At 66.5% G+C, this 21,003-nt stretch carries 18 protein-coding genes; 8 read left to right on the forward strand and 10 right to left on the reverse strand.

Annotation, left to right across the window (positions count from 1 at the left end; all coding sequences use genetic code 11):
* Nucleotides 1-15 precede the first annotated feature (15 nt).
* Both MF609_RS11555 and MF609_RS11560 read right to left on the reverse strand, forming a co-directional pair.
* Nucleotides 16-627, reverse strand: a complete 612-nt coding sequence (locus tag MF609_RS11555; RefSeq protein WP_242416462.1) for a hypothetical protein — start codon at nt 625-627, stop codon at nt 16-18.
* Between the two features lie 46 nt (nt 628-673).
* Nucleotides 674-904, reverse strand: a complete 231-nt coding sequence (locus MF609_RS11560) for a hypothetical protein (protein ID WP_242416463.1) — start codon at nt 902-904, stop codon at nt 674-676.
* A gap of 1,038 nt (nt 905-1,942) precedes the next feature.
* Between MF609_RS11560 and MF609_RS11565 the strand changes: the two genes are divergently transcribed.
* The 3 genes from MF609_RS11565 to MF609_RS11575 all read left to right on the forward strand — a co-directional run bounded on the left by MF609_RS11565 (nt 1,943) and on the right by MF609_RS11575 (nt 5,813).
* A complete protein-coding gene (locus tag MF609_RS11565) occupies nt 1,943-3,652 on the forward strand; it encodes a histidine kinase famiy protein (protein WP_242416464.1) in 1,710 nt (569 codons plus the stop codon).
* Nucleotides 3,653-3,899: 247 nt separating this feature from the next.
* Entirely contained in the window at nt 3,900-5,360 is a 1,461-nt protein-coding gene (locus tag MF609_RS11570; RefSeq protein ID WP_242416465.1) for an HWE histidine kinase domain-containing protein, read from the forward strand.
* A gap of 105 nt (nt 5,361-5,465) precedes the next feature.
* Nucleotides 5,466-5,813 carry a response regulator gene (locus MF609_RS11575; protein ID WP_242416466.1) on the forward strand — a complete coding sequence of 116 codons (348 nt, stop codon included), beginning with the start codon at nt 5,466-5,468 and terminating at the stop codon, nt 5,811-5,813.
* Between the two features lie 612 nt (nt 5,814-6,425).
* On the opposite strand, the gene MF609_RS11580 is transcribed toward MF609_RS11575, so the two are convergent.
* The gene (locus MF609_RS11580; RefSeq protein ID WP_242416467.1) at nt 6,426-6,887 is read right to left on the reverse strand and encodes a hypothetical protein; all 462 of its coding nucleotides are present in this window, start codon (nt 6,885-6,887) and stop codon (nt 6,426-6,428) included.
* 433 nt (nt 6,888-7,320) lie between these two features.
* Here MF609_RS11580 and MF609_RS11585 point away from each other — a divergent pair, with 433 nt between their 5' ends.
* Together MF609_RS11585 and MF609_RS11590 are read left to right on the forward strand one after the other, a co-directional pair.
* Nucleotides 7,321-8,397, forward strand: coding sequence for a phospholipase D family protein (locus MF609_RS11585; protein WP_242416468.1), 1,077 nt, complete (start codon nt 7,321-7,323; stop codon nt 8,395-8,397).
* 565 nt (nt 8,398-8,962) lie between these two features.
* The gene (locus MF609_RS11590) at nt 8,963-9,529 is read left to right on the forward strand and encodes a thermonuclease family protein (protein WP_242416469.1); all 567 of its coding nucleotides are present in this window, start codon (nt 8,963-8,965) and stop codon (nt 9,527-9,529) included.
* A gap of 281 nt (nt 9,530-9,810) precedes the next feature.
* On the opposite strand, the gene MF609_RS11595 is transcribed toward MF609_RS11590, so the two are convergent.
* From MF609_RS11595 to MF609_RS11625, 7 genes are all read right to left on the reverse strand, one after another.
* The gene (locus MF609_RS11595; RefSeq protein ID WP_242416470.1) at nt 9,811-12,570 is read right to left on the reverse strand and encodes a DEAD/DEAH box helicase; all 2,760 of its coding nucleotides are present in this window, start codon (nt 12,568-12,570) and stop codon (nt 9,811-9,813) included.
* A gap of 71 nt (nt 12,571-12,641) precedes the next feature.
* Nucleotides 12,642-13,811, reverse strand: coding sequence for a hypothetical protein (locus tag MF609_RS11600; RefSeq protein WP_242416471.1), 1,170 nt, complete (start codon nt 13,809-13,811; stop codon nt 12,642-12,644).
* Between the two features lie 549 nt (nt 13,812-14,360).
* Complete coding sequence (locus tag MF609_RS11605) at nt 14,361-14,837, reverse strand: hypothetical protein (protein ID WP_242416472.1); 477 nt, start codon at nt 14,835-14,837, stop codon at nt 14,361-14,363.
* A gap of 2 nt (nt 14,838-14,839) precedes the next feature.
* Nucleotides 14,840-15,517, reverse strand: coding sequence for a hypothetical protein (locus MF609_RS11610; RefSeq protein WP_242416473.1), 678 nt, complete (start codon nt 15,515-15,517; stop codon nt 14,840-14,842).
* An 82-nt stretch (nt 15,518-15,599) separates the two neighbouring features.
* Nucleotides 15,600-16,265: a hypothetical protein gene (locus tag MF609_RS11615; RefSeq protein ID WP_242416474.1), complete on the reverse strand. Its 666-nt coding sequence runs from the start codon at nt 16,263-16,265 to the stop codon at nt 15,600-15,602.
* Nucleotides 16,266-16,285: 20 nt separating this feature from the next.
* On the reverse strand, nt 16,286-16,498 hold the full coding sequence (locus tag MF609_RS11620; RefSeq protein WP_242416475.1) for a hypothetical protein: 213 nt from the start codon (nt 16,496-16,498) through the stop codon (nt 16,286-16,288).
* A 1,444-nt stretch (nt 16,499-17,942) separates the two neighbouring features.
* On the reverse strand, nt 17,943-18,809 hold the full coding sequence (locus MF609_RS11625) for a LysR family transcriptional regulator (protein ID WP_242416476.1): 867 nt from the start codon (nt 18,807-18,809) through the stop codon (nt 17,943-17,945).
* A 60-nt stretch (nt 18,810-18,869) separates the two neighbouring features.
* Here MF609_RS11625 and MF609_RS11630 point away from each other — a divergent pair, with 60 nt between their 5' ends.
* Genes MF609_RS11630 through MF609_RS11640 form a run of 3 tightly spaced genes read left to right on the forward strand, consistent with a single transcriptional unit; the run spans nt 18,870 to nt 20,934 of the window.
* A complete protein-coding gene (locus MF609_RS11630) occupies nt 18,870-20,141 on the forward strand; it encodes an amidohydrolase family protein (protein ID WP_242416477.1) in 1,272 nt (423 codons plus the stop codon).
* On the forward strand, nt 20,138-20,530 hold the full coding sequence (gene uraH, locus MF609_RS11635; protein WP_242416478.1) for a hydroxyisourate hydrolase: 393 nt from the start codon (nt 20,138-20,140) through the stop codon (nt 20,528-20,530). The genes MF609_RS11630 and uraH overlap by 4 nt, the downstream gene beginning before the upstream one ends.
* Nucleotides 20,530-20,934, forward strand: a complete 405-nt coding sequence (locus MF609_RS11640; RefSeq protein WP_242416479.1) for an MAPEG family protein — start codon at nt 20,530-20,532, stop codon at nt 20,932-20,934. Before uraH ends, MF609_RS11640 begins: the two co-directional genes overlap by 1 nt.
* The last annotated feature ends 69 nt before the right edge of the window (nt 20,935-21,003 follow it).

Genomic DNA, 21,003 nt, shown 5'->3' on the forward strand with positions numbered 1-21,003 from the left:
GCTCCCGCCGCGGCGTCATGCCTCGCCCTCCGCACGCGGAGGACGCCAATCGCGCAGAGGCCGTTCGGGATCACTGACCGGACCGGCCTCGATGAACGATCGCTCCTGTTCGATCATCGAATCCAGAATGATCCGGACGAGCGCCAAGGCTCCCCGGTCCCGTTCGAGGTCGACCCAGCCGCGGTAGGCATCCTCCTGCCAGCGGACCCAGTCCCAGATCCTCCGGACGCCCGACTCCGTCCTCGCACCGAGCAACAGGAAGGTCCGTCCCTCGAACGTACCGATCACCCTGGGAACCTCTCCGTCCAGCGCCAGACGCACGATGGGACCGCCGTACGCACCGCGCGAAGTGTCCACAGCGCCCGACGACACGCTCGAAGGCGGCGACGCCATGGCGTCCGCCAGGACGGGCGATCCGAGTTCGGTGTCGATGACGCCATCGAGGAAGCGCGGCCCTAGCAGTTCGGCCATCCGCCCCCACGCCTCGAAACGCGTCGTCCTTGCGCGCAGCAGCTCGAACAACGCCTGCCCGGCCTCCCGGTTCGCGAACCCGTGCGACCAGACGTCCCGGTATCCGTCCGGTCCGTCGGCGGTACGCAGCACCTTCACGATCGCGACTTCCGCCATGCCGTCGCCCTCCCTGAACTCGAGCAGGAACGCGGGGCCTCTGCGCTCAGATGGCCGCATCGCGTTTCCTCCCGTCGTCGTCTCGACGGTTCGCGTCCCGCAGGCCGCGGCGATCGTCCGCCAGCGACAGCTCTTCGCGTCCGCTCGAACGCAGGAGCGGTGGTTCGATCCTCAGCGTCGCGTTGGAGGCGTCCGACGCTACGCAACCGAACGCCATCGGCCATCGCGCTTCGAGCGCGAGGCCCACCGCTTCGATCAGGACCGCCGATCGTCCCACAGCTGAGAGCTTCCCGAGCGCGCCTTCGTGCTCAGGAACTTCGGCGGCATCTCGTTCTCGCGACGAACGACTCCCCGCCGCAGCCTTCGCACCCCGATGTTCGCACCGAACTCGAACCAGTTTCGAACCGGCCGTCCGACGGTTCTGAACGATCAGAACCTCCCGACGAAGCTCCGGAAGTGTGCAAAGCCCGGTCGCATTGGCAGCGAGAGCTGTCGATACGGTAGCCTCGGTTCCCACTGTCGACCTCCTGACCCGACGTCCACGCCATGCGATCGACGGCCTCTTCGGACCATGCCAATGTGGGAACGGCCATACAAAATACAATATTTATTGGATCATTTATTTGTGAACCGAACGAGTGGAGGGCCGCTCTTGATCGTATCGCACATCTCTATGCCGATCCTCGGACGTTCGTCGTCCGGAGCACGGTAACACCGAGTACGCACGCCTCCGCCGACGACGGCGGGCTGAAACCGCACCGAGTGGGGAATGGGCTGCCGCGGCCCGACCCCTCCAACCTCCACGAGCGCATCACCGTCCTTCCACTCGATATCGATTCACGTCATAGGACGAGGTAACCGATGGGTGACGTCGATCTGCCGACACGGTCCTGGAACATGTGCGAGCAACCTTCGCAAGCAGAACGACCAGCGCCATCGAGGATGCGAAGCGCGACCGCACTCCGATCCTTGGTCCGGCAGTTCCACGCCAGCTGCCGTTCCGAATAAGGATCCGCAACGACCATTAGGTCGCCGACCGCGACGACCGGGGTTCGCGGGGATACGACCCGTGGCCGCTGCACAGCGGAGCGGAGGCGATCAGCATGCGTTCCGAGCCGATCGGCGGAACGCCGGACGGTCCGACGCGGTAGGCTGGACGATCCGAACGCCCCATCGATTCCACGAGCGCGAGAATCGCCGTGGTCGTCCGCGACGATCTCCGGGCCCCTGTTCCGGGCGCGTCGGGACCTCCCTACGGTCCATTCCACCGCCAACGGCACGAAGCCTCCCCCCGCCACCCTCAGCGCAACCAACGGTGATCGAGAACGTTGATGACGCCATGGCCGGCGCTTCGGGGCAAGCCCCCCTCCAATGCCGGGCGAAGATGGCTGACGAAACCCCCGAGAAGCTGCCCAGCGCCCCACCGCCGCATCTTGCCGGCGGTGCGAACCACGACATGACCGATGATAGCAACAGCATCTTCTTCGCCGCGGTGAAGACGACGCGAATGCCCATGATCGTTACCGATCCCAACCAGCACGACAACCCGATCGTCTTCGCCAACCCGGCTTTCCAAAACATGACGGGGTATGCTTGGAATGAGTTGGTCGGCATCAACTGCCGGATCCTGCAGGGGCCAGATACCGATCGCGACACGGTGGCCGAGATCCGCAGGGCGATCGCGCAACGGCGGGAGATTTCCGTCGAGTTGCTGAATTACAAGAAGAACGGCGCTGCGTTCTGGAATGCGCTGTTCGTCTCCCCGGTTTTCGATGCCGATGGCAGGCTGATCTACTTCTTCGCTTCCCAACTCGACGTGACCCGCCGTCGCGACGCGGAAGAAGGCCTGCGACAGGCACAGAAGATGGAGGCGGTCGGGCAGCTCACCGGTGGTGTCGCGCATGACTTCAACAACCTACTGACCGTCATCCAGGGTTTCGGCGACGTACTGCGCAATCAAATCGAGACTGGCGGCGAGTTCGATCGCAAAAAGGCCGCACGCTCGATCAATGCCGTCATGCAGGCGGCCGAGCGTGGAGCGACGCTGACCCAGCAGCTTCTCGCCTTCTCGCGTCGACAGAAGCTGCAAGGCCGAGTGGTCAACCTCGTCGACCTCATCGATCAGCTGGAGCCGCTGATCGAACGCACGGCAGGTGGGATCATCGACGTCGAGATCGTTCACCAGGAGACTACCTGCAACGCACGCATCGATCCGACGCAGGCCGAGCTGGCGATCATCAACATCCTGCTCAATGCGCGGGATGCGATGCCGAACGGCGGCAAGATCGTGATCGAGGTGAGAAACCGTTCGATCGAGGCGGGCGACAAGGGCTTCGGCGAGCTGGAAGCGGGCAACTATGTTGCCGTCACGATCTGCGATGAGGGCACCGGCATGTCGCCCGAGGTTCTGACCCGCGTCACCGAACCATTCTTCACCACCAAGGACCAAGGCAAGGGCACCGGGCTCGGACTGTCGATGGTCTACGGCTTCATGAAGCAGTCGGGTGGATCGCTGCGCATCCAATCGGAGGAAGGCCGCGGCACGACGATCAGCATGTTGTTCCCGTGCGAGAACGCCAAGGCCGATCCGGTTGGCGCCACATCGTCACGGTCCCTCTCCGACAAGCGCGGCAACGAGACCGTGCTGGTGGTCGAAGATCAGGTCGACGTCGGCGACTATGCCGAGACCGTGCTTGCAGAGTTTGGCTATACCGTGCTGCGTGCGGAAAATGCCAACGAGGCACTGAACCTGCTCGATGGCGCCGGTCACATAGATCTGCTGTTCAGCGATCTCATCATGCCGGGCGGTATGAACGGTGTCATGCTGGCGCGCGAGATCAAACGGCGTCGACCGCGCATGCGGGTGCTGCTCACGACCGGCTACGCGGAGTCTTCGATCGAACGGGTCGATGCACGGGGTGCCGAATTCGAGCTGATACAGAAGCCGTACAAAAGAAGCGAACTCGCAACCAAGGTTCGTCAGGTGATCGAAGGGCCGACGGGCATCGGTACGCATGGAGGGTGATGGTGGAAAGCTACTATCGGGATCAGGCATCGCTATGCGCTGAACAGGCTGCAGCTACGACATTGCCGAACGTCGTCGCGCGATTTCTTCGTTCGGAGGCGGCTTGGCTGGCTATGGCCGACCGTGCTGCTCGACGCACTCAGACAACGCGGGCGGTAGGGACATGACCGGACCGAGGGTTGTAGTCGCAACGATGCTCCGCTAGGCCGTTCCCGTTTTGGACCGAATGCCGATCTCACCTTTTCCCATGCGTTCATTCAAGCCGTCACCCGAGGTGCAAGCGGCGATCGATAGTTATGCGAAAGGGTTGAACGTCTGCGATCCCATGCAGGTCGGCTTCAACATGACGCCGATCGCCATGGTCGTCAGCGATCCCACGCTCCCTGACTGCCCGCTGATCTACGTGAACAAGGCGTTCGAGAAGCTGACCGGCTTTCCGGCAGCGGAAATCCTCGGACGCAACTGCCGGTTCATGCAACGGCCGCTGACCGACCCGGCCGATGTCGCTCGCCTCAAGGAGGCGATCGCCAAGCGCGAGCCGATCGAGCTCGATCTTCTGAACCACCGCCGGGACGGAACACCGTTCTGGAACCGGCTGATGGTGGCCCCGGTCTTCTGCGACGACGGATCGTTGCGCTATTTCGTCGCTTCGCAGATCGACGTCACCGTCGAGCGGCATCGTGTGATACAGTTGGAACAGGATCGAGAGGCGCTGACCGCTGAAGTGGCGCAACGGGATGCCGACCTGGCCGCGCATAACGCGCGCCTTCGCCTCGCTCTGAAGGCGGGGGCCTTGGGTACATGGACGCTGGATCTGCCAGAACATGAACTAACGGCGTCATCGGGGTGTAAGCGGATATTCGGACGTCCGCTTGGCGAGCCCTTCACCTACGATGAGCTACTCGCCGCAATCCATCCCGAAGATCTGCCTGTCATGCAGGCTGCGGTTCGCCGGACGATCGAACATGGTGATCCGTACCATGTCGAGTATCGCATCCTCACCCCTGCGCGCGAGCAGCGTTGGGTTTCCATACAGAGCGACCTCCAACATCGTGCCGATGGTTCGCCGTTGGCGATGACCGGCTTTTCCACCGACATCTCGCAGCGCAAGTTCGCCGAGGAGCATCGGGCGGTGCTTGCCCGTGAACTGACGCACAGGGTCAAGAACACGCTGGCCACCGTCAACGCGGTCGTCAGTCAGACGCTGCGCGACGCACCGTCCTTGAATGAGGCTGCCACAGCAGTGTCGGGGCGCATCGCCAGTCTGGGCTCAGCGCACGAGCTCCTGATCCAGGACGAGGTAGAAGGGGCCGCGATCGGCGACATCGTCGATCGTGCGCTGCTGCCCTTCACGGATCGAGACGGGACTCGCTTCTCGACCAACGGACCCATCATCCGCGTGTCGCCCGAGATAACGTTGGCGCTCGCCATGGCACTTCACGAACTTGCGACCAATGCGATAAAATACGGAGCGCTCTCGGTACCGGATGGGCGTGTGGTGGTCGAATGGTCGATTAAGCGGGAAGACGGCGAGCGTCGCCTGTTCTTCTGCTGGGCCGAGCATGATGGTCCGCCGGTGACACAACCCACGCGTACCGGGTTCGGCACGCGCATGATCGAACGGGTGCTGCGTCGACACGTGCGTGGCGAGGCCGCGATCCGCTACCCGGAGAGCGGCGTGAGGTTCGAGATCGAGGCCATCGTTTGACAGAAGCACGAGCGGTATGCGCTTTATCTGTCACAATCTGCTGCAAAGCGACGAGATTGGCGAACCCTTGGCGATGTGAAGCATTGAGGTGCGACCATGTGCCATGTGCTAATCATCGAGGACGACTGGCTGATCGCCGATCATATCGCCCAGTTGGTCGAAGCCGCTGGGGCGTCATCGATCGACATGGCGGATAGCGAGGATGACGCCATCGCCAGAGCATCGCGACATGCGCCGGCCGTCATCATTTCCGATGTCAGTCTCGGTGCAGGAGGGCATGGCCCCACCGCGGTACAGAAGATCATCACGATGATAGGAGAACGACCGGTCCTCTTCGTCACCGGCGAACCCCGCGACTTCCAGCCTCCTTCGTCTTCGATGCGCGTATTGCACAAGCCGGTCGAGGATCGCGTACTGGTCGCGAACTTCCAGGACATCGCACCCCTACCGTAGCGAAAGATGTTGGCGGAACGGGAACGGCCCGCGCCCTCGGGTAGAGGGCTTGGTAGCCACCCTGAAGCGGATTGAGCAAGATGGCGGCGTCATCGCCGTCCGCCCCGCCGTCCAATGAATCTGCCAGTCCTCTTGCCTGAAGGCGGACGAGAACCCGAGCGGCTGATCGTAGCCCGGCAGGCCACGCCCGAGGCTCAGTCATGGTCGGGACGTCTGATCGTTCCGGTCGGCACATGACACCCTTCGTCCGGCTCGACCTTGCTCGACGCAGGCCGGGCACGTCATCGTCGCGGGACACGATCAGGACGCCTGGACTTGGATACCTTCGACGCAGCGCAGCCGCAGGCCGTACTCGCCGACGTCGATCGGTCAGCAAGGTATCGACGTGGTCGTGTCCGACCCTACCGAGCACCCCCGCCGATGATGCCGTCGGCTGCGCGAGCACGGCGTCAACCCGTGACGACCGACGCCGTTCTGGTCGAACCCGACCGGAAGATTCCATCTTCGGCTCCTGGAGCTCGGAAGACGGACTGACCCCGAAGCACCGGCAGTTGCAGAGGATGACACCAGCCGAGTTCCGCGACGGCTGCTCGTGGTCGGATGGTACCCGGATCAGCGCAGCGCGACCGCCCCGATGCCACAGACGAACAGGGCTCCCGATACCCAGCCCAGGAACGGAGCGAGCCAGGCACGGCGATACCGACGCCTCCTGGAGGCCTTGAACCGGGCTTCCGCCCATCGGAGCCGACGCCCGGTCACCATCACGCGGCTCCAGTAGAGATCCTGCCGCCGAAGCAGGTCGGCGAGGTTCCCGTACGTCTCCTGGACGATCATCGCACCGAACATCGCGAACACCACGCCGGCACCGAAGAGACTAAGGGGAACCAGACGCGAACCGCCCGCGGCATTCGCGTTCATGAAGGCGGCCGCTCCCCCGCCGTTTAGAGCGAAGAGCGATGCCGTGAGCCACCGCGATATCGTGCCGTATTCCGTCGAGACGAACGCCGCCTGCTTGTCGATCCGTTCCACGGCGCGCTTGGCCGAAAGCCGGGCGTTCTCGTCGGAAGTCGTCAATGTGGCGATGATCCTGTCTAGAGGTCGGCTGCGAAGGCGAACTACGGCGGCCCTCCGCGTCGCCGACCCTTGCATGGGACATAGCGCTGGTTCGTCGATCCATCCAGCGTCCTCGACTCGTGATCGTCGTTGGACGAGATCGGGGGCAACATCGTCCCGTGCCCACCGAACTTCCTCATCGTGTCCTCGCAACCTTCCGTTCAGGCGACGGACCTCCGGCGATCGGGCGGTCGTCTCCGAGCGAGGGTTCGCTGCGAGCATTTGGGCGACGTCGTCCCTGGAGGCACATCGTAAAGACCTCTGTCGAGTAGATTGCGGAAAGAGACGCATTCCCGCTCGGCCGAGAAACCGCACGCCACCGGCGCCGTGGCGGCATCAATGGCGTGGGTCGTGGAGTCTTGCCCCTCCGTCGTGCTAACCAGGTAATGCACCCATGAAGGACGATGAGATGGCGCGGTTCCTGGAAGGCGAACACCTTGGCGCGGCGATACGGGAGGTGCTGGCAGGCGACGACGTCCGCTGCGCGGTGGCCTTCTGGGGGCGCGGCGCCTGCGACGAACTGTTCGGCACGCCCGAGCGGGCACGCGCGGCCCGCATCCTCTGCGACATCGGCATGGGTGGAACGAATCCGGACGAACTCGTCAGACTGGGCGCGCCCGCGAACGACGGCCTGCGTCACGTTCCCGGACTGCACGCAAAGGCCTACATGTCGGACCGGGGCCTCGTCGTGACGTCCGCGAACGCCTCGGACAACGGGATCGGCTTCGGGCGGAAGCCGACCCTCGTCGAATGCGGCACCCGCCACCCGGCGACATCGTCGACCTACCGCGACGCGGCGTCCTGGTTCGAAGACCTTTGGTCGGAGAAGGCCGAGGTGATCGACACCGAAGCACTGGAGGCGGCGACCGAGGCCTGGAAAGCGGGGCGCAGGAACCACCGCGACCTCCCGTCGATGGCCGATCGACCTTCCACGCTGCTCCGGCGCATCGCCGCCGACCCCTTGACGTTCCGTGGCGTCGGGATCGTGTTCACGACCGGAGAATCGGACGCTGACGACGTGGCGATCGCCAGCCTGAGCGCGGTCGAGGCCGACGACGCCCTCCCCACCCCCGCGCTGTCCGACCGCGATCGAGCGCTTCTCGCACGGTGGAAGCCCGGCGATCTCTTCACGAACTGGTCGGACGCGGAAGCAAATGCCTGGCCTCGCCTCTTCCTCTGCGCGCATCGCGGGCACCGAGGCGCCGTCAGCTACTGGTGGTACGAGAACTTCGCGTCGGCAAGGATCGGACCCGACGACTGGTCCGTGTTCGCCAAGCCCTCGAATGCCGTCCGGACGCTGCTCGGCCTCGGCGTCCGTCATCGCGAGGCCGCCAGACCCGAGGATAACCTTCTCGCCTCGATATTCCGCGTTCTCGAACTCGACGCCGCCCACGATGACGCGACGCCACACATGCTGTGTGAAAGTCCCATTCATCTCGGTCGCCTGCTCAAACGGATCGACGACGACTGAGGAAACGTGTTTCCGGTCAGAAAAGTCGACTACTGACCTGGAACCCAACCACTTCCCTAGCCGTCAATGCATCATAAGCGAGTGAAAGCGATGACCGGCGCCTCGTCAACGTACCCCCCCGAATAGCGCAACTCTCTCAGGTGTAGTATCTGGATTCTGACGTAACCCCGTCTTTCATCCGACTGCAACCAGAGACCGACCGGTGTTGTCGCGCATGAGCGCAGATGAAGCAACCGCCGCCTTCACCTCGTCCGTACGGCACATCCCAACGACGAGCCCCGATCCGCTCGGGCCATTCGTCGCCTGAAGCCAGTTCTGCACCATGCACCCGTTCGCTCCGGTCAGGCGCGCGATGTGTTCACGAGCGCCGGGGCGTCTCCGAAGTCCGTACGCACCGCATCGGCGATCAGCGCGCCGAAAGCGGCTTCGACATCCGCTCCCGGATCCATCGGAAAGCCAACCATCTTCCGGACCGACCGGCGCAACCGTGTCCAGCGATCGCCCCCTGGTCCCAGGAGTAGTCCACGCTAACCGATTCTTCACGGATGCCAGCGAACATCCGCACATGTCGTTCATCGTACTCGCCTGCGTCCTCGTCGCCATCGACGGAGACACCCTCCGCTGTGGCGAGGAAACCATCCGTCTTCTCGGGATCGACGCACCTGAACTGCCCGGACACTGCCGCGAAGGCCGGGACTGCGCACCAGGCGACCCCTTCGCAGCCAGGACCGCCCTCAAGATCGCGGCGAGGGGAGAAGCGACGGTCGAGCGGATCGGGAAGGACGTCTACTCGCGCACGCTCGCGCGTGTCCGCGTCAACGGGATTGACCTGTCCTGCTCGCAGATGGCTGGAGGGCATGCGGTCTACAAACCCGATTGGGACCAGTTCCAGCTCGTGGCGACGGGATGCAACACCGCTTCCGGCGTCAAACCCAAAAGGCATTCATCGCCAAACGGCCACAGCAGAACCACCGACCGTCGTTCAGCGTCCGCCTCGACCGGATGGAGCTATCGCAACTGCGCCGAAGCGAGACGGGCTGGAGCCGCACCACTGCGTCGCGGCGCTCCCGGCTACGGACCTCACATGGATGGAGACGGCGACGGCATCGCTTGCGAACCCGTCCGTCGCTAGCCGAAGGTTCCGGGACGGGTCAGCCCGAAGACGGCACCCGCCCTGAACTCGCCTCGTGGACGTCGATTCCGGCGTTCCGCTCTTGGGGGACCGGGCTCTCCGAACCTTGCACTTCGCCGGCATGACCGAAGCCGCGAATGGATGTCGCACGAACTTCTCTCCTGCGTCCCTACGCAGGCCTTCGCATTTGGCGGGACGACCACGGTCCGGCTTGAGGGGAAACCGCACCCACCGATCGAAGATCACCCTTCGAATGGACGGCGAAGGCGAAACTTCGACGATCATGTCACGTCGGCGGCCGCCAACAGGACCAGGTCGTTGAGCATCCGCTGGCGGGTCACCTGCAGTGCAGCCACCCTCTCGACCTGCGCCCGCATACCGTCCAGCGCCTGCCTGCGCGCTGCCGCGTCGTTCGCACGCGATGGCTCGACGCTGGCGACCGGTCCGGCGAGAAGCGCCGCCACCACGCCCTCGTCCGTCGAGGGCGGACCATCTGGCGGACAGTGGACGAGATGAAGCTCCTCCCCCAGGGTCTCGCCCTGTTCGGACTGCCACCGCCCCAGGAACGCCGCCACCCGACCCGCCCGTCCGGCGAGCGCGAGCGAGGCGTACCCGCCGCCGAACTCGGGCGAGCCGGAGACGGCGATGAGCTCGCGGAGGAACGAGGATCCGAAGTCCAGCAGCGTCAGCGAACGGCTCGCGGCCGCCGCCGCGCGGTTCGTCGTCGCCTCGATCACGGTCCGGGCCCCGAATTCGGAGTGCCGTCCGCGCAGTCGATCGTTCAGCCGCAGCGTCAACCGCTCCCGGCGTTCGTCGACGCCGGAGACCTCGTATCCGTAGTACGGCGCCATCCGCAGCACGAACCGCATGACGTCCCCGGTACCGAACCGGCCCCGACGAGCCAGCGCGGCGGGATCGAACCCGTTCGCCCGGCTGAGAATCTCGTCCTGCAGATCGCGCGCGCGTCTGGCACGGGCCACCGCCTCGGCGATCCGCTCATCGGTCCGCTGGACGACGCCGGCCGCCGCGTCCGCGAGAAGGGTCGAGAGATCCAGCTGATCGAGGAGCTCGCCGAGGATCTCGGACGCGTAGCGGCCGTCGAACTCCCCGCTCACCGACGCCATCTCGCGCGACAGGGCGTCCACTCGGTTGAGCGCGGTGGACAGGATGTCGGCGTCTATGGTGTCGCGCGACAGGAAGTTCAGGACCACGACGTGCCGCTTCTGCCCGTAGCGGTAGACGCGGCCGATCCGCTGGACGATCCTGGCCGGGTTCCACGGAAGATCGTAGTTCACCACGACGTGGCAGTTGCGCTGGAGGTTGAGGCCCTCCCCGCCCGCCTCGGTCGACACGAGGACCTGGACGTCGCCATCGAAGGCGTCGATCGCCGCGAGCTTGTCGGCGAGCTTCTGTCCACCGTTGATCTGCACCCCGTCGCGACCGGACAGCCGCCGGACCTCCTCGAGCAAACGGTCCTGCGTGGCCCGATATTCCGAGAACACGAGCATCTTCCGTCCGCCCTTGACGACCACCTCGTCGTAGACCCGCCGGAACTCCGCGATCTTGGCGTCCGCCGCAGCGGCAGACGCGCAGCGGGCCAGCACGCCCCGGATCATCGCCGCCTCGTCGGTGAAGAACTCGCCCGCCGGTCCACCGAGGTCGCGGTCGGCGGCATCGTCCGGCGCATCCTCGTCGTCCCAGCCCGCCAGATCGTCCGCCATGGGATCCATCGCGCCGGGCGCGAGACGATCGAGCCGCCGGCGGAGCGCACGCTCGATCGCCGCGACGCTCGACGAGGCGAGCTTGCGGTACGTCGTCATCACGAAGCCGATCGCGCGCCCGCCCGATCCCCCGAGACGCTCGCCGGCCCGGTACCCGGAACGGAGGTACGCCTGGAGGCTCCGATCCAGTTCGCGCATCTCGGGCGAAGGGTCGACCCGGACCTGCGTCACCGTATGACCCTGGAAGATGAACGCCCCCTCGGCGTCCGTCACGTCGATCTTTCGATTCCGCAGGACGACGTCGCCGACGACCTCGGGGTTCAGCTCCAGATCGTCGATGGCGTCGGCGAGATCGGGACGCACGAGCTTCAGCAGCGAACGGAACTTGCCGGTGTCCCCCTGATGCGGCGTTCCGGTGAGCAGGACCAGCGAAGGCGTGCGTGCGCGAAGCGCTCGGCCAAGGACGAAGCGGAGCGTCTGGCTGCCGTCGTCCGTGCGGCTGAGCCTGTGCCCCTCGTCGAAGATGACGAGGTCCCAGTCGCCCGCCATCATCAGCCGCCCGAAATGGGTGCTCGGATCGGTACCGTCGTCCTCGCGATCGCGGGGCTTCACCAGATCGAGCGAGGCGACGACCGCATCTTGCAGACGCCACTTCCAGTCCTGATCGATCTGGAAGTCCGATCCGTAGATCATGAACTCCCGGTCGAACTTGACGCGCATCTCGTCCTGCCACTGTCGGGTCAGACCGGCCGGACAGACGACGAGGATGCGACGGAGCGCCCGCGAGCGCTGCAGGGCCGCGAGCAGCAGACCGACCTCGATGGTCTTTCCGAGGCCGACGTCGTCGGCGATGATCCAGTTCGTGTTGCCCGACGTAACGATGCGGTGGACCAGCTGGATCTGGTGGGGCAGAGGATCCACGTCCAGGCGGTCGAGGGCACCCGTCGCCTCGTTCCAGGACCGGAGCGCATGACCGACGACGCACAGGGCGAACCGCTCGCCCGCGTCCTCGTGCGCCGGCCTGGAGCGGACGAAGGCCAGCTCCGCATCCATCAGTCTGCGCAGCCCGAGGCTCGCCACCCATATCGAGCGGCCGTCGGACTGCCACTGCACCAGCGCCTGATCGACCCCGGCCAGACGTCGCACGGTGCGGATGCGCCCAACGCCGAGACCACGCCGACCCACGGAGGCCGGCACGTCCTGCACCGCGAACCCCGGCTGCATGCCGCTCTCCACCGCCGAGAGAGGTTCTCGCGACTCTCCATCGGCCCATTCGATCGTAAGCGCCACGCCCCGTTCGTCGTCGCTGACGGCGAGCACCCGCCCGATCCTCGTTTCACCACGAAGGCGGACCCACGTCCCTACCACCGGTCTCAGCATCGTCCTGGTGTTCACTCGACCTCCCGCATACGCATCTCCTCCGGCGTGGGCGCCCGCCGCTCCGTCCGGGCCGTACCCGCACGCGCACCCGCGGCCGGTCGGAGATGATCGTTCCTGAAGGGGAACGTAGCGACGTTCCCGTCCACCACCGGCGCCGTATCGCGCCCGCTAGACGCACCCGTCCTGCCCAGGCCCAGCCGTTCGCACAGATCCTGGAGATGGAGCGCGCGGCGACCGCGACCGGTCGCCGCGAGCAGGCCCAGCGAATGGATCTCCGCCTCGTCGCCACGACACATCACCTCGAGCCATTCGGCGAGGCTCCAGAAGCCCGGGCACGGCTCCCTCAATTCCTCCCAGTCGGCGACCAGATCGTCGTCGAGGATGCGCCACGCGGGTTCGTGCGTCCTCGCCTCCGCCATCGCTAGGGCGCGCCGCCATCCGAACTGGTTCCGGGCACCCTCGTGCTGTCGTGTCGGGCGCCCAGGCGCATCCCTGAACCGCCAAAGGTGGGGGCTGTCGTCCCAGTGCTCCTTGAGCTCCACCGCCAGCGCGATCGTATGCGGACACTCGAGCGTCGGAGCCAGACGGAGCCAGCTACGGAAGAATTCGGGCCAGCGTCCCTCGTTCAGCGCGGTCTCGAATACCCGCGCCGCCCGTTCACGACCCCGTCGATCGGGGATCGCGGTCGCCAGCGCGAGGATGCCCGCCTTCGTACCGACGCGCCAGACGTGCCGTCCCGCGAATACGTCGGCGACGACCGGAGCGGCGCTCGCACCCGGATCGAAGAACGGCAGATCCGGATCGACATGGTCGTGCCGGTCGGCGGCACTCTCCATCCATTCGACCGGGTCGAGGAAGTCGTCGAAGGCGGGATCGTCGCCGAACGACCATTCGCGCGCTCGATGATCGGTCGGAACATCCGCGGCCGCTACGAGGACGACGCCGTCGGACTCGCCCCAAGCGTCCGGCTTGTCGGCGACCGCGGACTCCGCCACCTCTTCAAGCCGGGGAACGTCGACGTTCGGGAACTCGGCGCCGCCATCCGATCGCGACACGTCCGCGATCGCGGCCCCGCCCTCGTGCCTACGGGTCGTGGAAGCAGGATCCGACCAGTGGTCCTGGACGTCGGCGACCGTCTCGTTCGGTCCCAGATAGTCCTCGGAACTCCAGAGGGCACTCATCGCAGATGCGCCCGGGTTCGCAGGCGGAGGGACGACGTCAAGCCTGGCGTCGTTCCCGTCGCAAGGTCGGCGGCGTCTGCCGAATCCCCTCATCCGCTCCAATATGCCCATCATCCCCCCGAGCGCGATGGTTCCGCAACGCCGAGCGGGCGTCAAGCCGCGGAATTCGCGAACGTTCCCGAGACTTCGATGTACGCCCGATCATTCGTGTTCGCAGCGACGGATGGGGCCGATCTGGCTGGGATCCGGACGCGCAGCGCTCGTGGACGGCGCTTCCGCATCGGCGAGGGAACGAGCGATCGCGCTGGGGTTCGTTCGCGACGGAGCGCTGATGGCCGGTCGGCATCGACTTAGAACGGAGGGATCCTGCATCGGTCCCGTCGCGATCACGAGACGACCTTCCATAGGTCGGCTTCACCCGCTTACCCCTTCTCGGTGGCGCATTCCCTTCGCCCAACCGATGCCAAGCCGCGATGGTGCAAGCAAAGCAAACGCGGGTGCGTGCCGGCGCCGACGTCCGGACGCGGGGAAAGGTGCGGGGTGCCGACCTCAGGATCCGCAGTTCAGGCGTCCCCGCCAGCTTCGCTTCCTTCCGGCCTGCACGAGTTCCAGCCGTGCCTCGGTCTCCACGAATTCCGCTCCACGCTCGCGCACCTTCGACGTGTCGTGGATCACGATTCTCATGCCGGGCCCGGTCCAGTCGAGGAAGACGGACGGAAACGTCTCGAGCGCGCCCGCCGCCGGGGCGAGCCGGACGATCCGTCCGTTGGACCTGACCAGGGCTCGATCGTTCGCCATGAACACGCGCCGCCGACCGTGCTCGTCGAGCCAGACGCAACCCGTTCCGGCCGCGCCGACCCGTTCGGCCTCATCGAAGGTCACCGCCTCCAACGGGATCGGCGATGCCCTTCGTACGACCGGCGCGGCATGGGCGCCGGTCATCGACGCGACCGCGAGTCCGATCGAAACGGCGGAACCGAGTACGGGGCGGTCGGAACCACGATGGCGCGCGCTCGCGATGATCATCGTCAGAACGCCCCGCGCTTCGCGGCCGGAGCCGCCTTCGCGGCAGCCTCCGTCACCGCCGCCCCGTCCGCCAACCTGGCCTCCCGCCCACGGCTGCCCATGATCTTGAACGACGAGGCATCCGACCGGACGGTGATCCTGGGCTTGGGCTCCATGGTGAGATCGAAGCCGCACCGCGTCACGCACCACGACCCGTTCGCCGCGGTGCCCTCCGTCGGCCTCCCGTACTTCCGCTCCACCTGGCGCACCAGTTCTGTCGGATCGACCCGGTCCGTCCGGATGAACAGATCGATGCGATCGACGACCGTGCCGCCGGCGGTCTGGGCCATGAACAGGCGCATGTATTCGCCGGACGGCCCCGTGCAGGCCAGTTCGTCGATCGCCGCGCCCTCCGGACCGAAGAACCGCCTCCCGCCGCGCCGCCGTTCGATCTCGCCATCGACGAGCTGCCGGAAGGATGCGGTCCGGGAGGGCCGCTCGCAGCGATACGTCCCGGCCAGGGCCGCCTGCGCGTCGGCAACCGGCATGCCGAGCCGGACGCCCGCCACGTCCATCGACGATGGGCCCGCGCGCGCCGGAGCCGACCGCTGGGCTCCGGTGGCCCCCTGCCCCACCGCGGGACCGGTTGGAGCAATCGTCGCGACCAAGGCGACTCCTACGGCGTTCAGTGACGTCTTCATGTCGGAATTCCTCGTTGGAGCGGCGGCCGACGCCGAGGGCGGGTCGGCTTGCCGTCGTGAAACCTTGCCTCTTGAGCGAAGGTCAGCGGTTGATCGGACGCCACGTGCCGCCGTCGAAGCCGAAGGCGGTGGTGCCCTCCCTGGTGCGCGCGACCTCCTCGCGTTCCGACGCCGGGAGGAACGGCGCCGGATCCGCGCCACGGTACCTGTAGGTCACGCGCGACACGGTGGATCCGGGCACGTCGACCGGGTCGGTCCAGCGGACGACTTCGACGACCTCGCCCTTGGCCAGGCAGAACGATGGAACCTGGACCTTCTCCCTCGTCGCCTGGTGTTCGATCGTGCGGAGGTACGCGGCCCCCTTCTCCGTCGGGGCGTACGAGAGCAGCGGCTGGCGTACGAACGGAGCGCCTTCCGCCCCCTTCCACCGGGCGGGCCTCTCGGACTCGGTGCGGGTCGCGAGACCGGCCTGCGCCAACGCGTCGAGCATCGCGACCGATCGACCGTCCGACCCGGGTCCCGCCATGCCCCGCTTCGGCGACGTGACGACCGGGAAGGACGCGTCGCCTCCCTCTCCCTCGATCTCGTAGGGCATCACGTCGACCGCCGCGCAGTAGTGGTCGCGGATCAGCGTCTCCAGGGCTGGACGGAACGCGTCCGCGCTCGGCTCCTTCGGATCAGTGCAGCCGACGAGCGTTCCCGACGTCGCGAGCAGTACGAGGGCGACTGCGGATCGGTGGAATGACATGGTGTTCTCCCCTTGCGGATTCAGCGGATGACGAGGTCTGGGAAGGCGGCTTCCCGTGCGCAGCTGGCGTGGCAAGCATCGCGAAAGCGATCCGCGTCGGGCGCATGCGAGGTGCCGAGCGGCACTTTCGAGAGGGCAGTGAACGCGATCGCACGGTCGAACTCGACGACCGGTTCCCCTTCCCGGCACGCGAGATCGAACGTGCGGCGATCTTCCGAAACTTGGTTGGTCATCCGAACATGCCAAGCGGACAGGGGGTCCAGCGCACCGCAGGGACGGGAGACAGCTTCCGCGGTCGATGGTCGCGACGGTCGTTCTCGTGCACTTCGGTCCGCGATCGTGGGCGCGGGCAGCGTCGGCGGCGCAGGCCGCGTCGACGGCCCCGGCGGTCGCGCGGGCCGCGGTGGCCACGGTGCAAGCGATGCGGGCGGGCGATGGAGAAGGCGCGGACGTGGCCGGCGGTGTCGGTCCGGGGCCATCGATCGGCGGCGCCGCGTTCCCGCCGGAGCTCACATGCCCGCCCCCGCTCGTTGTCAGCAGCTTCGCGCACGAAGCCGCCAGCGAATCCCAGAAGGTCCGCGACCGCCTGTCGCGGTCCTCGTCCGATGCACCCACGCGCGACTCCCCGTTCGCGGCGATGCCGGCGTGCTGCTCACAGCCGACGGCACCGCCCCTTTCGACGGGGCGGTGCCGGCCCGAGAGCCGGAAGTTGAGAACCCGCGATTAGACGAGCGCGGATGCCTTTGGGCCGAAGCCTTGGACATGCGCATCCGCCTCCCGGCCGAAACTGGTTCGGGCCGGGCGTTCGGCTGTTAATCGCGGGGTTCTCACGCCCCGGTCCGCCTGCGGACGGACAACCGGTCAATAGCTCCAAAGCGCCGGCGCGATCAATCGTCGAAACGACGGCGGCGGACGTTTCGCCGCTGCAGCCACATCGAAGGGTAGCCAGCGTTCCATGCACCATTTCGCGGTAGGGACGGCTCGAACAAACGCGGGATGGTTCACGAGAAGGAACGCCGCGCGGCGAACGGTCGCTCAAGCCATCGATCATCGACGACGATTGGAACGCGTCGGCGTCCTCGGCGATCGATGCGAAGCGTCATTCTTGGTCGGACGACGACGTCTGCCACATCGTCTGTTCCGTTGGTCTGTTATGGATGACACGGGCGTCATCCCGGGACGACGCAGGCGACACCCTCCGACGGGAAGGTGAAGACGGGCATGAACCGCGCCGCCAATCCCCCGGGACTTCCCATCTGATCGGCGTCGCGAGCTACCGGCACGCAAGTCGGTTCTGTCCGATCGCCCGTCGACGGATGGGCAGCGACGATCCATCGCGCCGCGAAGGCATCGTCGGGGTCGCGGACCACGACCGATCTGGACGGTCAATGACTACGAAGTACGAGCCGTACAACCAATCGGCCTGCGTGCTCGCGGCTGCGGATGGCTAGACGATGGACCGCGCGAAGTTCGATCATGACGATTCCATCGGACGGGCCGGCCCCATTCGATGGACAGGGTTCGGAAAACCATCGCCTTCGGTAGCAGCTCCGGTGTCGTCCTACCGTCAAGGCGGCTAGCGACCCTTCCTTCCGGCGATCCGCGGCGAACCCCGTTTCGAGGCCCAGTGGTCCTACGACGAGCGGATCGCTTTCCCGTGGACGAAGCGCTTCAAGCTCACCTGTTCCGGACGACGGTCCCGCTCGTGACCGCCCGCTCTGCCGCGACGGTCGTCATCTCCTGCAGGAGGATCCCGGTCGGACCGCCCGTCTCCCATGCGTACACGGAGAGCGACAGCACGTCCTCGGACGAGAAGATCGTGCTGGCGCGGACGGCATGCGCCTTCGTCGTACTGATCGGCAGCACCGACACGCCCAGACCCGCCTCGACCGCCGACAGCACGCTCCCCAGACTGTTGCCGGTGAAGGCGATGTACCATCGCCGGCGTTCCCGCTCGATCCGATCGATCATGACGTCCCGGTACAGTCCGCCCGGCGGGAAGGTGACGAGCGGAATGGGGTCCCGCCAGACCTCGCCGCGTTCCGCCTCGAACCAGGCCAGCGGTTCCGGAAAACCGGCGCGGGCGTCCCCGTCGGTCACCGCCTCCTTGACCATGACGATGTCGAACTCGCCCTCCCGGAACCGCTTCTTCAGATCCCGGCTGAGCCCGGTCGTCACGTCCAGCCGGATCTCGCGGTGCCGCTCGGCGAACCGGGCGAAGCACGAACTCATCGCCGCCGTCACCATGTCGTCCGGGACACCGATGCGGATCGTGCGAGTCCCGGCCGAATCCGCGAGCAGTACCTGCGCCTCGTTCTCCAGCGCCAGTAGCCGTCGCGCGTAGCCGAGCAGGCGCTCGCCGGCGGGCGACGGGCCGATCGGCCGCGACGAGCGGTCGATCAGCGGCTGTCCGACCGCCGCCTCGAGCCGCCCGAGCTGCTGGCTCACGGTGGACTGCGTCGAATGCAGCCGGTCGGCGGCCTCGGTGAAGCTCGCCGCATCTGCGATGGCGACGAATGTGCGAAGCAGTCTGAGATCTAACATCGCGACATTCTATTCCCGAATGACAATCATTCAAACATTTCATTCGCAAATGCGGAAGGGATGACCATTTTCTTCGTTCTGATGATGACGACGACGAGGTGCCCGGTGTCCGAAGCTTCTCCCCCCCGTCTGTTCCACAACGTCCTGTGCAGGGACGGCGCGACGCGTGATCTGGCGGTCCGCGCCGGACGGTTCGTCGATGCGAACGAAGTCGGCGCGGACGCGGAGGTCGTCGACCTGAACGGGCTGCTGGCGCTCCCCCCGTTCGTCGAAGGCCACATCCACCTCGACAAGAGCTTCGTCGGCGACGACTGGCGTCCGCACCGCCCCGCGGACGATCTGCGGGAACGACTGGCCATCGAGAAGCGTCTGCTGGCGGGAGCCCGGCCGGTCCGGGAAAGAGCCGACGCGCTGCTGGCGCAGGCACATCGCTTCGGAACCGTCGCGATGCGCAGCCACGTCGACATCGACGCCGCGCTCGGCCTCGACCATCTCCACTCCGTCATGGCGGCCTGCGAACCTTGGCGCGGCAGAGTGGACGTCGAACTCGTTGCGTTCCCGCAAGCGGGCATCCTCGCCTCCCCGGGTACGGCCGATCTCCTCGACGCGGCGATCCGGGAGGGCGCCGGCGTCGTGGGCGGCCTCGATCCATCGGCGTTCGATGGCGACGCCGATGCCCACCTCGACGTGGTGTTCGGCGTCGCCGAACGTCACGGCGTCAAGATCGACATCCATCTCCACGAACCGGGCCCGCAAGGGATCGAGCAGCTTCGTCGCATCGCCTCCCGCACGAAGGCGGCCGCCATGCGGGGGGCGGTCGCGGTCAGCCACGCCTATGCGCTCGGCGACGTGGATCGCGACAATGCCGCTCGCACGGCCGATCTGCTCGCCGATGCCGGCGTGGCGATCATGACCAACGCTCCCGGCAACCGGGCCTTTCCGCCGATCAAGCTGCTTCGAGACGCCGGGGTCCGCGTGTTCGCCGGCAACGACAACATACGCGACGCCTGGTGGCCGTACGGCGATGCCGACATGCTCGGCCGTGCGGCGATGATCGGCTACCGGTCGGGCTTCTTCACCGATGCCGATCTCGCAGTGGCCCTCGACATGGCGACCACGGAAGCCGCAGCCGTCCTCGGCCGCGAACGCTACGGCATGGGACCGGGAGACGAGGCGACGTTCGTCCTCGTCGATGCCGACAACGCGTCGGCCGCCGTCGCCGCTCCGCCTCGCGATCGTCGCCTCGTCCAACGCGGCGAAATCGTCTCGACGCCGCCATCCAGGTTGCAGACCACCCTCGCCCCCTTCGACAGATCAGGAGACCGTTCATGAAGACCATCGCACTCGCACTGCTGCTCGGCTCCATAGCGACGCCCGCAGCCGCCGCCGAAATCTCCACCCACGTCCTCGATCTCGCACGCGGGGTCGGCGGCAGGTCCGTGCCCGTCGTCCTGTCCAAGCGCGGCGCAGACGGCGGTTGGCAGAGGGTCGGAACCGCGACGACGGACGCCAACGGGCGCGTTCGCAGCTTCGGGGAGGGAAGGTCCTTCGATGCCGGCATCTACCGCCTCCAGTTCGACATGTCGCGGTACCCCGACGCATCGGCCTCGCCCTTCTTTCCCGAGATCACGCTGACGTTCCGCGTCACGGACAAGTCCGGTCACTACCACGTGCCGGTCGTCGTCAGCCCCTACGGCTACTCGACCTACCGCGGGAACTGATGGCGATGGTCGCGATGCTACCCGTCACGCTGGGCTCCGCCGCGGCCCTCGGCGCGATCAACCTCTGGCTGGCGCTGCGGATCGTCCGCATGCGCCTGAAGGGCGACGTCCTGATCGGCGATGGCGGCGACGACCTGCTGGCCGGTCGCATGCGCGCACACGCCAACCTGGTCGAATACGCGCCGTTCGTGCTGGTGCTGCTCGCGCTGATCGAACTCGCGCGCGGAAGCGGTACGACGTTGGCCGTGGTCGCCTCGGTCTTCGTGCTCGCGCGGATCGCCCATCCGATGGGAATGGACCTCCGGCGTTCCAATCCGGCGCGGGCTGGCGGTGCCGTGTGCACATGGCTGGTCCTCGCCTTCCTCGTCGGCTGGGCCGCCCTGATCGCCGTCGGCGTCGCGTGAGGCGTCGCCCCGAAGACCGCATCTGAAGGATATCGCATCATGATGAGCATTCTCGCCCTCCTTCCAGCG

Source organism: Sphingomonas panni (genome assembly GCF_022664435.1).
GTDB lineage: Bacteria > Pseudomonadota > Alphaproteobacteria > Sphingomonadales > Sphingomonadaceae > Sphingomonas > Sphingomonas panni.